At 27.8% G+C, this 15,171-nt stretch carries 10 protein-coding genes and 1 pseudogene; 1 reads left to right on the top strand and 10 read right to left on the bottom strand.

Annotation, left to right across the window (positions count from 1 at the left end):
* Nucleotides 1-86: 86 nt before the first annotated feature.
* The 9 genes from DIC82_12830 to DIC82_12790 all read right to left on the bottom strand — a co-directional run bounded on the left by DIC82_12830 (nucleotide 87) and on the right by DIC82_12790 (nucleotide 13,706).
* Nucleotides 87-1,700, bottom strand: coding sequence for an IS1182 family transposase (locus DIC82_12830; GenBank protein AWK51847.1), 1,614 nt, complete (start codon nucleotides 1,698-1,700; stop codon nucleotides 87-89).
* A gap of 373 nt (nucleotides 1,701-2,073) precedes the next feature.
* Nucleotides 2,074-4,059 (bottom strand): DNA-binding protein, encoded by a 1,986-nt coding sequence (locus tag DIC82_12825; GenBank protein ID AWK51846.1) that lies wholly within the window; start codon nucleotides 4,057-4,059, stop codon nucleotides 2,074-2,076.
* A gap of 90 nt (nucleotides 4,060-4,149) precedes the next feature.
* Nucleotides 4,150-5,454, bottom strand: a complete 1,305-nt coding sequence (locus DIC82_12820; protein AWK51845.1) for a bifunctional folylpolyglutamate synthase/dihydrofolate synthase — start codon at nucleotides 5,452-5,454, stop codon at nucleotides 4,150-4,152.
* A 221-nt stretch (nucleotides 5,455-5,675) separates the two neighbouring features.
* Entirely contained in the window at nucleotides 5,676-6,512 is an 837-nt protein-coding gene (locus DIC82_12815; GenBank protein ID AWK51844.1) for a tellurium resistance protein TerC, read from the bottom strand.
* Nucleotides 6,513-6,840: 328 nt separating this feature from the next.
* A complete protein-coding gene (locus tag DIC82_12810) occupies nucleotides 6,841-9,483 on the bottom strand; it encodes a valine--tRNA ligase (GenBank protein AWK51843.1) in 2,643 nt (880 codons plus the stop codon).
* A gap of 827 nt (nucleotides 9,484-10,310) precedes the next feature.
* On the bottom strand, nucleotides 10,311-11,153 hold the full coding sequence (locus DIC82_12805; protein ID AWK51842.1) for a DNA polymerase subunit beta: 843 nt from the start codon (nucleotides 11,151-11,153) through the stop codon (nucleotides 10,311-10,313).
* Nucleotides 11,154-11,226: 73 nt separating this feature from the next.
* The gene (locus DIC82_12800) at nucleotides 11,227-11,499 is read right to left on the bottom strand and encodes a hypothetical protein (GenBank protein AWK51841.1); all 273 of its coding nucleotides are present in this window, start codon (nucleotides 11,497-11,499) and stop codon (nucleotides 11,227-11,229) included.
* Nucleotides 11,500-11,556: 57 nt separating this feature from the next.
* Complete coding sequence (locus tag DIC82_12795) at nucleotides 11,557-12,186, bottom strand: SAM-dependent methyltransferase (protein AWK51840.1); 630 nt, start codon at nucleotides 12,184-12,186, stop codon at nucleotides 11,557-11,559.
* A gap of 329 nt (nucleotides 12,187-12,515) precedes the next feature.
* Complete coding sequence (locus tag DIC82_12790; protein ID AWK51839.1) at nucleotides 12,516-13,706, bottom strand: pyridoxal phosphate-dependent aminotransferase; 1,191 nt, start codon at nucleotides 13,704-13,706, stop codon at nucleotides 12,516-12,518.
* A 91-nt stretch (nucleotides 13,707-13,797) separates the two neighbouring features.
* On the opposite strand from DIC82_12790, the pseudogene DIC82_12785 reads away from it, so the two are divergent.
* Nucleotides 13,798-14,064: pseudogene (locus DIC82_12785) on the top strand (hypothetical protein).
* Between the two features lie 78 nt (nucleotides 14,065-14,142).
* Here DIC82_12785 and DIC82_12780 read toward each other — a convergent pair.
* Nucleotides 14,143-15,135 (bottom strand): NAD(P)-dependent oxidoreductase, encoded by a 993-nt coding sequence (locus DIC82_12780; GenBank protein ID AWK51838.1) that lies wholly within the window; start codon nucleotides 15,133-15,135, stop codon nucleotides 14,143-14,145.
* Nucleotides 15,136-15,171: the final 36 nt, after the last annotated feature.

The raw sequence follows: 15,171 nt of genomic DNA, 5'->3' as shown, positions 1-15,171 counted from the left end.
CTTAATAATTAAAATTGAATAATAATTATTGAGAGATTTTTATGTTTTAAGCGCACTTTAATAAGCCTACTTAAATTATTCCATAATTAGGCAGATTGTTTTAATTCATGAAGATGTTTTTGAGTTCTTCCGTTTTGGATTTTTGAATGCAATTTGTTAATGTTATAACCAAAACAAAGCAAAATAAATTCAGTTTTTACACTATTTTTTCCACGTGTTAAAAATCTATTGAATTCATAGTCACTTTTTAGAACTCCAAATGCTCCTTCGACCTGAATAGATCTGTTCATTCTTAATTTAGCTCCAATTTCAGTTGTAATATTTCTATAAGATATTTCACGCTTTTCTACAAAAGTTTTCGAAACCTGCATCTTTCTATTTCCTTTTGCTTTTGTACATTTTTCTTTATGAACACAATTATCACAGCTTTCACACTCATAAACAGTAACTTCTGATTTGTATCCACTGGCGGATTTTCTATGAATAATAGAGGTCGGAATCAACTTTCTACCATTATTGCAAACATAAAAATCTGATTCAGCATCATATTGCATATTTTCTCGCTTACTTATATCATTTTTGAAACTTCTTTTTTTCCACTTTTCATAAGTTTGCGGCTTTATGTATGGGGTCTGATTATTGTATTCTAAAAATAAATAATTTTCTTCGCTTTCATAACCCGAATCTGCAATCACATTAAGATATTTACGACCAATTTTTTCTTGCATATTATTAAGCATAGGTATTAGTGTTGCTATGTCATTTCTATCATCAAATATTCCGACACCGGTCACGTATTCGCTTTCAACTGCAATTTGTACATTATATGCTGGCTTTAATTGACCATTTCTCATATGATCATCTTTCATATGCATGAAAGTTGCGTCTGGATCAGTTTTAGAATAACTATTTCTATTTGAGAATATGGTTTTACTGAAATTATATTTTTCTTGTCTCTCTTTATATTCAAATAGTTGCTCTATCCATTTCTGAATTGTAGTTTTTCTCTTACCAATTCCATGAACAAATTCTATGTTTCTCTTCTCTTTTTCATATAAAAGCCATTCGAGAATTTTATCGAGATCATTTATCAATGTTTCTTTTTGAATACTAAATTCTTTCAATTCTTCAAGATTGACATTTTCAACAAGAGTAAGAATTTTATTAAACATTTTCTCTTCATTTTTGTAAATGGCTTTCTTCCAAACAAAAGTATATCGATTGGCATTCGCCTCGATTTTAGTACCATCAATAAATACATTTTCAAATAATACTTCATTTTGATCAGCTAAATAATTAACTTGCTGATAAAATAATTCTTCAATTACTTCATTTGAAAGATAATCTTTTCGAAATCTACTAATTGTAGCATGATCAGGGGCTTTGCATCCTTGAAGCAGCCATCTAAAATTTATATCTCTTTTACATGCTTTTTCTATTTTTCTACTTGAATAAACATTTTGAGAATACGCATACGATATTATTTTGAACATGATTTTAGGTTCCACTGCCGGTTTTCTTCCAACGGAAGAGTACGCCTTATACAACTTTCTGTAATCTAATCCCTCCAATACGTGGCTTAGCAAGCGAACAGAATCATCTTCTGGTATTAAATTTTCCAAATTTAATGGTAATATAAGTTGAAAATTATCATTAAATTCATTATAATCTTTAGTGTATGATTTCTTTATTTTGTACATAACTTAATTATACAATAAATGTGATTTCTTCGGAATTCACATTTTTTTATTTCTTAAAAAAAATGAGCTGCTACAAAACTAACTATGTTAGTTTTGCAACAGCCCCTTCATGTGAAAATAAGTGTAATTATGGGGATTTAAAAGTTATTTTTGGAGTAATCCCCAATAATCATCTTCAAAATCGTTTCCCATGACAATCACCTCTTTCGATATTATTGTGTGCAGTATTAAATTAAATATACATGAAAATAAAAAATATAAACTTAATCACCATTTTTTAATTCTTCTTGTATTTCTCATTTAGTATTAGTACTTAGATACTAACAATATAATTATCTTTAAATTGCTCTTATTTCGGTTGGATATACACATTTTATTGAAGATAGTGCTCTTTTCCTCCTGAGAGTAGTGATAAAGTATTTGTTATTTCTTCAATTACATCTTTATAGCTCAGATAAATTTCAATATTTATATGGTTATAATCATCACTTATTTCTTTTATTTTTCCATATACATATTTCCCATTATCCATTAGGTTTTTTAAAATGAAATTATTCTCTTTAGGAACATATCCTATTACATATCCATCTTCAGTTATAATTTCAATTGCATTTGAATCATATACATTATTTGGCTCTCTTTTTAAATATAGTATATCCTCTTCTAATAACTTATTATATATTTCACTCATATCAATATAATTTGTTCCAGCAACATCTATATTAATTAAATATACATCTTTAACATGAGCATCTATAATCATATTATCATGAACTTCAACATATTTTTTTTCCTTAGCATTTGTTTTAATTATTAATGAATTAAGAGATCTTCGTATATTCCCTACCATTTCTGTGTTAATAGCCTCATTAATAATTTCCTTATCTAAAGAATCCAATTCTTCTCTAAATCTTTGAAGATTTGTTGCAGCTTGAATTCTTGTTTCAATTAAAGGTGCTCTTAATGCTTGAATATTAATATCTTTATATTTATCTTGAAAATCATCATACTGTGAATATTTTATTATTATAAAAAAACAAATTTGTGCTATGTCTTCATAAGCTAAATTTTCTATGTTTAGTTCATCTTGGCCTCTTAATATTTGATTTAGTGGTAATTTTTTCAACCCTATGTTAAAAGCGGATTTCTTAATTGATTTATTTCCTGTTGAAAATGCATACTTATATAATAATGGATTAGTATAATCTCTATTTAAAATTGTTTCATATTCTTTTTTTCTTAATTTATATTTTGTTTTTTCTGAACAGCTTATTAATACACTGCTTTCAATTTCTATGTTTGATACTTGCTTAGATATTATTTCATGCCATATATCTTTCTTACAGATTTTTTTACAGTTTTCAATTATATCTTTGTAATCATTGCTAAATTTAGATGAACTAGGACTTCTTTTTGTTTTATAAGCATCAATTGCAATAGCTTCTATTGAATAAAGAATTGAAATTGCAGCATATAAAGAATATATTCCCCCATTGTCTCCATTAACCTTATCAATAATTTCTAATAATTTATTACAAACCTTTTTTCCATTCTTAATTTCATTTAATCCATAATCTGAAAGTAACAAACTAAATGATTTTGCTAAAACTTCAATTTCTTCATCCTCAAACTCAGTAGCTTCTAAATATTCTAAAAGTTCTAGTGAAAGCATACTATAAGATAATAATTCCGATATTCCTACACTGTTATTTGAACCTTCTTCTATCATCCACTTTCTTACTTCATAAGTTGTTGGTCTAAGATTCATCACACAAAATACTTTGCCATACCCTTCAGATTTCTTTGCCATTTCGAAAATAATGTTATTACAGCCTCCTATATATTCGTAAGCCTTAATTACATAAAAAAGATAATCATTATGAATAGAAAATACTTCTAATATATCTTCTATATTCTCAATCTTACAAATAGGTGCAAGTATTAATCCTAACTTTATTTCTTCACTTGAATTACTCTCTATAAGCATTTCCTTTATAACTTTATTTATTTTTTCACTTATATCCTTATTAATTTCTAATAAATCTTTAAATAGTTTAATAAAGCTCTCATAATAACTAATGATCGGGTTTAATGTTATATATTCATTTATATCAGATGATTTTTCTGAAGTTTTAATATCTTTTAATAAGATTCTCATTAATTCATTAGATAATCTATTTTTTTCATATTCCTTAAGCGGGCGCACTTTATTTGTAATACTTTTAAACTCTATTATTCCAGCTATTTCGAAGTCTTGATAGCTATAAAGTATACCTAGATTTCTATCATGAAACTTTTTTAAATCATAATAGACTGATTTTTTATTATTAATAAAATTTTCTTTATTTTTCTTAACCATATAACCTTCATTGCTCCTTTAAGTGAAATTCCAAATCTATAATTTGGTTAATTGAACTTACTCAGCGAACGTATGTGAGTCGAGTTTCCTTCATAATTTCCGAGTTATTATTTTTCTCATATCTCCTATCATGTATAATGATCCACTTATTAATATTAAATCTTCTTCCTTAGCTTCTTTTAACGCTAACAAGAACGCTTCCTCATAACTTTCTAATGCGATAGTATTTGAATTATATTTTAATATTTCATTTTTCAAATCTTCACTAAGCTCCGCTCTTTCACTATGAGGTGTTAAAGCATAAATCTTTTCTGCTACTTCTGCTATTTCTTCTATCATTTCTTTAACTTGCTTATCTGCTAAAATACCAAGTAATAAATATATTTTATTGTACTTAAAGTACTTCTCTATGTTTTTTCTAAGAGCTTTAATTCCATCTATATTATGTGCTCCATCTATTACTATAGTAGGTTTCTTTCCTAAAACTTCAAGTCTCCCTATCCATTTAACATCTTCAAGAGATTTTTCCACTAAATCTTTATCAAGTTTAGCCATCTCTTGTTCACATAACACTTCTATTGTATGTAAAGCTACATTTAGATTTAATATTTGATGTTCTCCAAGTAAAGGTAACTTAATTTTATATTTATTTTTATAACTTTCAATTTCCACATTTTGATATAACTCTTCATGATTAATATTTATTAGCCTTCCAGCTTCTTTTTTTATAAAATATACTTTTGAATTCTTTTCTTTTGCTACATTTACTATAACTTCTTCTACTTCTTTTTCTTGGGGATATAGAATAACTGGTATACCTGCTTTAATTATTCCAGCTTTTTCTTTTGCAATATCTTTTAAATTATCTCCTAGAATATTCATGTGATCTAAACTTATAGAAGTTATTACACTAACTTTTGGTGTTAAAACATTAGTTGAATCTAATCTTCCACCAAGACCAACTTCAATTACACCATAATCTACTTTTTCATTATAAAAATGTAAGAACATGAGTGCAGTTATGATTTCAAATTCGGTTGGATGCTCATACCCTTCTTCAATTACTTTGCTTATAGCAATTTTTACTTCTTCTAATAAGTTTACTAATGTATCTTTATTAATATTCTCTCCATTTATCTGAATTCGCTCTTCAAATTCTTCTAAATAAGGCGAAGTATACATTCCCACTTTATATCCAAAACCTCTAAGAATCTTGGTAATCATTGCAGTAGTGGATCCCTTACCATTTGTTCCTGCTACGTGTATAAATTTAATTTTTTCGTGTGGACTTCCAAGTAGTTCCAAAAGCCTAAAGGTCCTTTCAAGGCCATAATTAGAGCCAAATCTACCGACACTTGATATATAGTCCATTGCTTCTTTATAAGTCATCTTCATTTTTTCTTACCTCTTGTCTTTTATGTTTTTTTATATATAAAATTATACAATAATATGTATTACTTTACATTATACTTTAATTATAAGTAAATGACTAATCTAACCAATCACTCAGAAACTCATTTTGAATTTCTGATTAGGCACATTAAAGAAAATAACAATTTAAATATACTATCATACTCACTTGTTATTTTTGAATGTGCCTTAAATTTTTCTTAAATCTAACTTTTTAGCTTATTAATTAGTTCATCCCATATAGAAGATATTAATATACTACTTAATAAAATACTAATTATAATTAATACAGAATTAGTGACTGAAATTTCAATATTCCAAAATAATAATACAAGCTTTAGACCAGTAAATATCAATATACACCCTACACCATACTTCATAAATTTAAACATACTGTTCATCTTTTGTAAGATATAATACATACTTCTAAGTCCGAGTATTGCAAATATATTAGATGTATAAACTATAAATGTATTTGTAGTAATTGAAAAAATTGCTGGTATAGAATCTATAGCAAATATAATATCAGAGAATTCGATTATTATAAGTGCTGCAAAAAGTGGTGTTGCATAAATAATTTTATTTTGTTTTACAAAAAACTTTTGTCCATATAAAACATTTGTTACTGGTATTATTTTTCTTAGGAGTTTAACTGCAAAATTATCATGAAATTGTATATCGTCATTTTCTTTAAACAACATTTTAAAACCACTGAGTAATAATATTACACCAAAGATAGAAAGTAGAAAGCTAAACTTACTTATCATAGCTACACCTAATAAAATAAATATTAGACGTAGTATCATAGCACCCATAACTCCATATAAGAGTACTTTTTCTTGATATTCTTCTCTTATCTTAAAACTTGAAAATACCATTAAAAATAAAAATAGATTATCCAAGCTTAATGACATTTCTACTATGTAGCCACCAAAATACTCAATTGCTGCAGTTTCACCTCTTGTATAAAATATAAAAACATTGAACAATATCGATAAAGTTACCCAGAATATTAAGTTAAGTAAAGACTTTTTTGTTTTCAAATTTAAATACCTCCATACATAGTATTCTAAAACTATGTATATTAATATTTATTCTGTTATATCCTTAATTTTATAAAATTTTTTAAATTAACTTCCCAAAATTTCTCTGTAGCACATCATTGAATATCAGATTCACTACTAAAAATTTATTATTTCATTTAAATTATAATTTATCTTTGTCATTTTCTTTTATTAAACATGAAATAGCTCAAAACAAAAGAAAAACAGTAGATAGTTTTGCATTTATACAAAATTATCTACTGTCCTCATTTATCTTCAAATTTCCGTAAAAAATATCATAGTATCAACATTGCTTTAAAATATATTCTTAATTTAAAGCATCAATTCTAACTTTAACAGCTTCAAGCATTTCTACATATTTTACTCTTTTTTCTTTTTCTGCATCTATAACTGCTGCTGGTGCTTTAGCTACAAATCCTTGATTTCCAAGTTTTTTATCTATTCTATCAATTTCGCCTTCTAATTTCTTCATTTCTTTATTTAATCTATCTAGTTCCTTTTCTTTATCTACTAGATCAAGTAATGGCATAAATAATTCTCCACCCTTAACAACTAAAGAAACAGCATTATCAGGAACATTAACTTTATCAGCTATAAATTCAACTTCTGAAGCTGAAGCTAATTTTTCAATATATGCAGATCCTGCATTAAATGCTTTTTTAGCATCTTCTGCAATATAGCAAATTACTTTAGCTTTTCTTGATGGTGGCACATTCATTTCAGCTCTTACATTTCTTAATCCTTTTATTGCTTCAATTACATATGCCATATCGCTTTCTGCGTCTAGACTTACTAACGCTTCATCAAATTCTGGCCAAGCTGAAGTTGTTATTGTTTCTTCATCACTTAAGTGAGTGAATATTTCTTCTGTTATAAATGGCATAGCTGGGTGTAATAATTTTAATCCTGTAACTAATACAGTATTTAATACATTATAAACTATACCCTTAGCTTTTTCATCCTCACCATAAAATACTGGTTTAACAAGTTCTATATACCAGTCACAGAAATCATTCCACATAAAATCATTAACTTTTTGCATAGCAATTCCAAGTTCAAACTTATCCATGTTTTCAGTAACTTCTTTAACTACTGTATTCATTTTTGATAAAATCCATTTATCAGCCAATGAATATTCTTTGCTATCTTTGTACTTATTCATAATTTCTTTATCAAGATTCATCATAACAAATCTTGAAGCATTCCAAATCTTATTAGCAAAGTTTCTTGAAGATTCAACTCTTTCTGGATAATACCTCATATCATTTCCAGGGGCATTACCAGTAGCTATCATAAACCTTAAAGCATCAGCACCATAAGTGTCTATAACTTCTAATGGGTTAACACCATTACCTAAAGATTTACTCATTTTTCTACCTTGGGAATCTCTTATAAGACCATGAATTAATACAGTATCAAATGGAGTTTCTCCCATATTATGAAGTCCTGAGAATATCATTCTTGCAACCCAGAAGAATATAATATCATGTCCAGTAACTAATGTACTTGTTGGGTAGAAATATTCTAAATCTTCTGTTTTGTTTGGCCAACCTAGTGTTGAGAAAGGCCATAATGCTGATGAGAACCATGTATCTAATACATCATTGTCTTGCTTGATATTACTTGATCCACATTTAGTACAAGTCTTTGGTGTTTCTTCTAATACCATCATTTCTCCACAATCTTCACAATAGAAAACTGGTATTCTATGCCCCCACCATAATTGTCTTGAGATACACCAATCTTGAATGTTTTCCATCCAATTGAAATATGTCTTTTCAAATCTTTCTGGAACGAACTTAGTTTTTCCATTCTTAACAACTTCTATAGCTGGTTTTGCTAAAGTATCCATTTTAACATACCATTGCTTTGATATTATTGGTTCTACTGTAGTACCACATCTGTCATGAGTTCCAACATTATGAGCGTGATCTTTTATTTTAACTAATAGTCCTAATTCTTCTAGATCTTTAACTATTAATTTTCTAGCTTCATATCTATCTAATCCTTGATACTTTCCACCAAAGTGATTAATAATTCCCTTATCGTCCATAACTCTGATAATTTCTAAGTTATGTCTTTTTCCAACTTCAAAGTCATTTGGATCATGAGCTGGAGTCATTTTAACAGCGCCTGTTCCAAATTCTAAATCAACATAATCATCTGCAACTATAGGAATTTCTCTATTTACTAATGGTAACATTACAGTTTTTCCAATAAGATGTTTATATCTTTCATCATTAGGATTAACAGCAACACCACTATCTCCAAGTAACGTTTCTGGTCTAGTTGTAGCAATTTCAATAACTCCACTTCCATCAGTTAGCGGATAGTTTATATGCCAGAAATGACCTGCTTGTTCTTCATATTCAATTTCTGCATCAGACAATGCAGTTTGACAATGAGTACACCAGTTAGTTATTCTGTTTCCTTGATAAATTAAGCCTTCATTATAAAGTTTAACAAATACGTGTTTTACAGCAGCACTAAGATTTTCATCCATTGTAAAAGCCTCTCTTGTAAAGTCAGCTGATACCCCAAGTTTCTTAACTTGATTTCTTATTCTTGCTCTGTATTCATCACTCCATTCCCAAACTTTTTCAAGGAATGCTTCTCTACCCATTTCTTTTTTATCTAAACCTTGTTTTGCAAGTTCATTTGCAACTTTAACTTCTGTTGCAATAGATGCATGGTCTTCTCCTGGTAACCATAATGTACAATATCCTTGCATTCTCTTAAATCTAATAAGCATATCTTGAAGAGTATCATCAAATGCATGACCTAAGTGAAGCTCACCAGTTATGTTAGGTGGTGGCATGATTATTGTATAAGGTTTTTTCTTCTTATCAATTACTGGCGTAAAATAACCTTTTTCTTCCCAAGTTTTATAAATTCTATCCTCAAATTCTTTTGGATCATATGTAGTTGATATGTTTTTAATTTCTGACATTTTCATTCCTCCAACTTTATTCAGTTAACAGTTAACAGATAACAATTAATAGTTAAAATTTAATATTTCAATTATTATTGTTAAATCTTGCATTTAGAGAATATTAACTAGTTACTGAAATTTATTTAATTATAGTTTTAAATATTGATTTTTAATTTTTATTACTTAAATTTAGAAACTCTGAAAGAGTTTCATCCTTAATTGTTAACTGTTAATTGACAACTGTTAACTAAAGGAAGCCCGACTCACATACGTTCGCTGGGGGCTTTCGAATAACCAAATGTAAAATTTGGATTCTCAATACCAAAAAGAGCCTTCGTCACAAAAAGGACGAAGACTCGCGGTACCACCTTTATTTCTACACAATCAATAAAATATATTGATTGAATAAACTCTTAATTCAAATAACGATTTAGACAAACCGTCTTTAGCTACTATTAATTTCACTAAAGAAGCTCAAAAGCTACCTTCAAAACCTTCAGCATAAGGGTTTTCAGCTTCTCCCTCTCTCTTGCTAGTTCCTTATAAATCCATGATTTATTTAAAAGAACTGTACTCCTCAGCTTTACTTTCCGAGTTTCCTTTAATGCCTAGAATTTTTACTCCTCTTTATCATTGCTTATAATTTATAAAATTTTAATTCTCTTAAATAATATATTACAACATAAATTTTGTCAATAATAGTTTTTACTATCTTTTTCTTTTAAGGCTATGTTTTAATATTGTGTTGAAATATATCTTAAAAAATTATGGTTAGGATTATCTAACTATAATTATCAATATCAGAAATCACGCAACATCAATATTGCAATATTATATATTAAAAGTTATATATGTTTATTACATAAACTCTCTACATCTTTAACAATACTTGATAATTCATCTACAAGATTTTTCATATTTTCAGTATTCGTTGTTAATGAATAGAATATATTTTCTACTTTTTTCTTAAAATCTTGTGGTATAATTCTGAATTCATCTATATTAGCCAAAGAACCTTTTTCATTCATAATATAAATTTCATTCAAAGCATATATAACCTGAGTAAGACAAGATATAACACGATAAATACATCCAGTAGTATACACAATATCATCTTTCAACAGCCCTTTGTATGCAAGTGTAATAGAAAAACCTGCTTCCCATAAAAACTTATTTACAATACCGGTTTTTATAGATAAAGGGTAAGGAGTAATTTTATCTTTAAGATTTACTAAATTATTATTGCTATTCCAAAGTATTTTACAGTAATAGGTCTCTGCTACATAAATGGTATTTACAAATCCATGAGGATGACCAGGTTGATAATCAATTGTTATTATATTATTTAAACACTCATCTATAACAGTTGATACTTTATTTAAATCCCTCAATAAAAAATCTGTTGCTAATCCATCTATACACAGCCATCCTCCACCATTTATCCATGGCCCCCATTCTCCAATCTTCGTTATAAGATCAGAGCGGTGTGTATCATCTAATTGGGTGGCCACTCGATTTAATCCTTCTAAATCTAATTTAGAACTATCACTATAATATATGCCAATATCTATATCCGATTTTGCCGAATAATTACCTTTCGCTCTTGAGCCTCCAAGTACAACGGCTTCAATACCTTTAACTGTTTTTAATAAGGTTAGTATTCTTTTTATGCTTAATTCAATTTTCATAACAAATTTCTCCTTTTAATAAAATCCCTGTAAGTTGTAATATACGAATATTGTGAAGTTAATTTATAATCAATTATACTTTAAACTTTTTATATAACTTTTCGATTAAACTCAAAATTATTAATAATAAATCTATTAAAAAAATAAATATAAAAATAAATCCCCCACATCCATCATAATTTGATAAATAAATAAAACCATAAAGCGTAACTGAAATAATTAGAAATAATAAGATCACATATTTCATTATATTTTTCTTTAAAACAAACTCAGAAATCTTAACTATAGAGTAAACAATACCAGATATTATTACTGATATTATTAAATAGTATTCAACAGCATCCATAATATCGCTCCCATTTACATATCAAATAATAGCTTACTATTTTTTATGTAATAGTAATTATAGTTTTTTCTGACATTTTACCATTATAAATTTAAATGGAGGTTTATTTTCCGCATTCTTATGTGGCTCAACAACTTCCGAAAATTCCATAAGTCCATATTCTTCAAATTCTTGTTTTATAGAGTCAGAATCATAAAAAAACATTTTTAGCCCTTCCATTATCTCGAAATAGTCTTTATCCAATTGTTTGCCCTTTCCAAACATTGGGGCTTCTTTTGAAATAGTAATAAAAATCATATATCCGTTTGGCTTTAACTGATTATAGCAATCTTTAATAAACTTATCTCTATCATGTTTATTCAATAAGTGAATAAGGGCATAACAAAATATACCGTCATAAAGTTTGTTGTCAAAAGGCATATCAGTTACTGAACCATGAAAAATATTAATATTAAGCTCATTTTTCTTTGCCAAATCAATTGCTGTTTCCGAAATCTCAATACCTGTTACATTCATTCCATTGTCAATAAAAACCTTTGCGTTTCTACCATATCCAATACCAGGTATCAATATATCCTTAACTTTCTTTCCAATGAAAAAGTCCTTTATCAAGATTGCTGAATCTGAAGGTTTAAATCCCCACATCATTTGATTTTCTATAAAACTTGATTCCCAGAATTCTGTCATGCCTCTATCTCCTTTGTGTTTTATTTTAATTATACTTTATTTACTTTGTCTTTAATTACTATTGCTCATTGGATTATTGTTTTTGGTAACACTTACCATAACATGTTATGCAAAAAATCACACACGTCATAATAATATTTTGTGTTTCTTCTCTTTATACATTAACTTATAAGTGAAATAATTCACTCTCCCTACGCTCACATGGCATTATTCCTACAAATATTTACCTATGTATCTCTGTATAGTAAATTATAAATTTGTAAACTATCAAAACTTTGAAACACTGAGGGTTAAGTGATTTTCAATTAGATATTGACATTTTATCCTTGTTATCTATAGCATCTCATTACAGCTTCAAGTAATCTCTCTAACGCTTCCTTTAAAACTCTAGTTGGACATGCTAAATTAATTCTTTCAAAGCCTTTCCCTTCATCTCCAAATATATATCCCTCGTCCAAGAAAAATTGTGCTTCTATCTGCATAAATTTTTCTAATGCTTTATGATCTTTTTCTAAACTTCTAAAATCTAACCATTGAAGATATGTTCCTTCTAAATCTATCACTTTAATTTCAGGGATATTTTTTTTCATAAAATCTTCTACAAGTTTTTTATTTACAGCTAATACTTTTATAAGTTCATCAAGCCAATCTTCACATTCATTATAAGCAATTTCACAAGCTTTATAACCAAATATATTTAAACCAGAATTTCCAATTGCAGCTCTTCGTTCACTTATAATTTTATTTCTGATTTTTTTATTTGGAATTATAATGTTAGAAGTTTGAAGGCCTGCCAAGTTAAATGTTTTACTTGGTGCAGTACAAATAACCGAATTATTTGCAAATTCTTCACAAATATTTGCAAATACTGTGTGTTTAAATCCTGGCATTATTAAATCAAAATGAATTTCATCAGATACTACAATAACATTATTTTCTAAACATATTTCACCTATTCTTTTTAATTCTTCTTCACTCCAGACACGACCAACAGGGTTATGAGGATTACACAAAATCAGTAATTTTGTCTTTTCTAATTTTGCTTTTTCTTCGAAATCCTCAAAATTAATTTCATAATGATCTTTGCAAAGAACCAATTCAGTATTTATAACTTTTCTGTTATTAGTTGTAATTGCCTTATAAAATGGATAATATACTGGAGTCATAATAAGCACGTTATCTTCTTCTTTTGTAAGGGCTCTAATAATTGTATACAATGCTGGTACTACACCTGAAAATTCTGCAATCCACTCTTTTCTTATTTTCCAATCGTGTTTTCTTTCCATCCAATTACATACAGCTTTATAATATTCTTCTGTAGATTCAGTATATCCCAAAATGCTTAAATCAATATATTTTTTTAAACCGTCTACAATTTGCGGTGGATTTTTAAACTCCATATCAGCCACAGAAAATGGTACTATATTATCTTTAACATGAGGATTAACTTTCGACATTAGGTTCCATTTACTTGCTCCTATATTTTTTCTATATACTAGCGTTTCGAAATCGTACTTCATAAATTTCACTCCTTAAGTATAATTTAAACTGTATTTCATATTTTCTATTAGCATACTATATTTATGGATTATTTGTCCATCTGTTGAAGGTGCACAAAAAGCAATAGCTGAAGATGGTGTATATTCTGTAAATGCAGTTGCAGATCGTATTATGACTATGGCAACAGCTATAGCTGGAGATGATCAAGATAAGTTGCAACAAATGAGAACTGCAGTAGAAAAAGGTTTCGCACAAGCCGGATTAGAGTTTAAGAATGCAACCAGCAGTGACTTACCACAAATCTTCAAAGATACAATTACTGAAGTTATGAATAGATTTGATAAGTTACAAAATAAAACTAGTACGGATAATAACTAGCAAATAAAGAACAGTAAATAGTTTTTGTAAAAATAAAACTATCTACTGTTCTTTTAATACTAAATAGCATTTTAAAATTTATTTTATATCAATGTCTGCCGGGAATATTATTCCACTTTTATTTCTTGCAACTGTTTGAATTTCGCTAACTATTAAGCTATGTTCTAACATTTGATAACATTTTTCTATATTATTATTTTTAATCATATCTGCAAATTCAATAAATTCATTAACCATACGATGATCATAATTATTTTCATTCATTAAAGAACTTGTGTCATCATTCATTAATAATTCAAATCTTTCGCAAACATTGGCTGGAGTATCTTGGTATATGCATCCTTCATCTCCTTGAATATTATTTGCAATAGGTGCCTTGCAGTCTTTTGCACCAATACAAATACATTTAAATGTGCCATAATCTAATAATAATATTCCAGATGTATCTATCCCTCTCTCAATATTAGGATAATATTCAATATTTTTAGGTTTCCCAAACAAACCCACTACATAATGGATATTATAAATATTCAAATCCATTAATGCACCACCTGAAAATTTAGGATCAAAGGCAGGTAAGACATCCCCTTCTTTAAATCTATCATATCTGCTAGAATATTGAGAATAGTTACACTGAACAATTTTAATATTCCCTAAACTAGGAAGTAGCTCTTTAATTTTTTTATAATTAGGAAGATATTGATTAGTAATTGCTTCAAATATAAATAACTGTTTTTGTTTAGCTAGATCACTTAAGATTAATGCTTCTTTATATGTTGATGTAATTGGTTTTTCAATAATAACATTTTTATTTGCTTCTAATGCCTTTTTTGCAAACTCAAAATGCAAATTATTAGGCAATGCAATATAGATAGCATCTAAATCACAATTTAATAATTCATCATAGTTATAGAAAATATTCTTAATATTATATTTACTCTTAAACTCATTCATTACCTTTTCACCATTTTTTGTACCACAAATGGCTACTAAGTCTAAATCTTTTAAATGTGGAGTGATTGTTAAGAAATCCTTCACAATCATTCCAGCTCCCATAATTCCTAATTTCATATTCTTTCCTCCCTATATTATATTTTTTATAGCTCA

It is taken from the genome of Clostridium beijerinckii (genome assembly GCA_003129525.1).
GTDB classification, from domain to species: Bacteria; Bacillota; Clostridia; order Clostridiales; family Clostridiaceae; genus Clostridium; species Clostridium beijerinckii_D.
The sequence above is the reverse complement of the archived record's forward strand: the minus strand, read 5'-3'. Positions and strand labels throughout refer to the sequence as shown.

Excerpts from the sequence above, each read along its gene's own strand:
- DIC82_12805 (AWK51842.1), bottom strand. The coding sequence starts at position 11,153 with ATGAAAATTGAATTAAGCATAAAAAGAATACTAACCTTATTAAAAACA.
- DIC82_12780 (AWK51838.1), bottom strand. The coding sequence starts at position 15,135 with ATGAAATTAGGAATTATGGGAGCTGGAATGATTGTGAAGGATTTCTTA.
- DIC82_12810 (AWK51843.1), bottom strand. The coding sequence starts at position 9,483 with ATGTCAGAAATTAAAAACATATCAACTACATATGATCCAAAAGAATTT.
- DIC82_12830 (AWK51847.1), bottom strand. The coding sequence starts at position 1,700 with ATGTACAAAATAAAGAAATCATACACTAAAGATTATAATGAATTTAAT.
- DIC82_12820 (AWK51845.1), bottom strand. The coding sequence starts at position 5,454 with ATGAAGATGACTTATAAAGAAGCAATGGACTATATATCAAGTGTCGGT.
- DIC82_12790 (AWK51839.1), bottom strand. The coding sequence starts at position 13,706 with ATGAAGTACGATTTCGAAACGCTAGTATATAGAAAAAATATAGGAGCA.
- DIC82_12795 (AWK51840.1), bottom strand. The coding sequence starts at position 12,186 with ATGACAGAATTCTGGGAATCAAGTTTTATAGAAAATCAAATGATGTGG.
- DIC82_12825 (AWK51846.1), bottom strand. The coding sequence starts at position 4,059 with ATGGTTAAGAAAAATAAAGAAAATTTTATTAATAATAAAAAATCAGTC.
- DIC82_12800 (AWK51841.1), bottom strand. The coding sequence starts at position 11,499 with ATGGATGCTGTTGAATACTATTTAATAATATCAGTAATAATATCTGGT.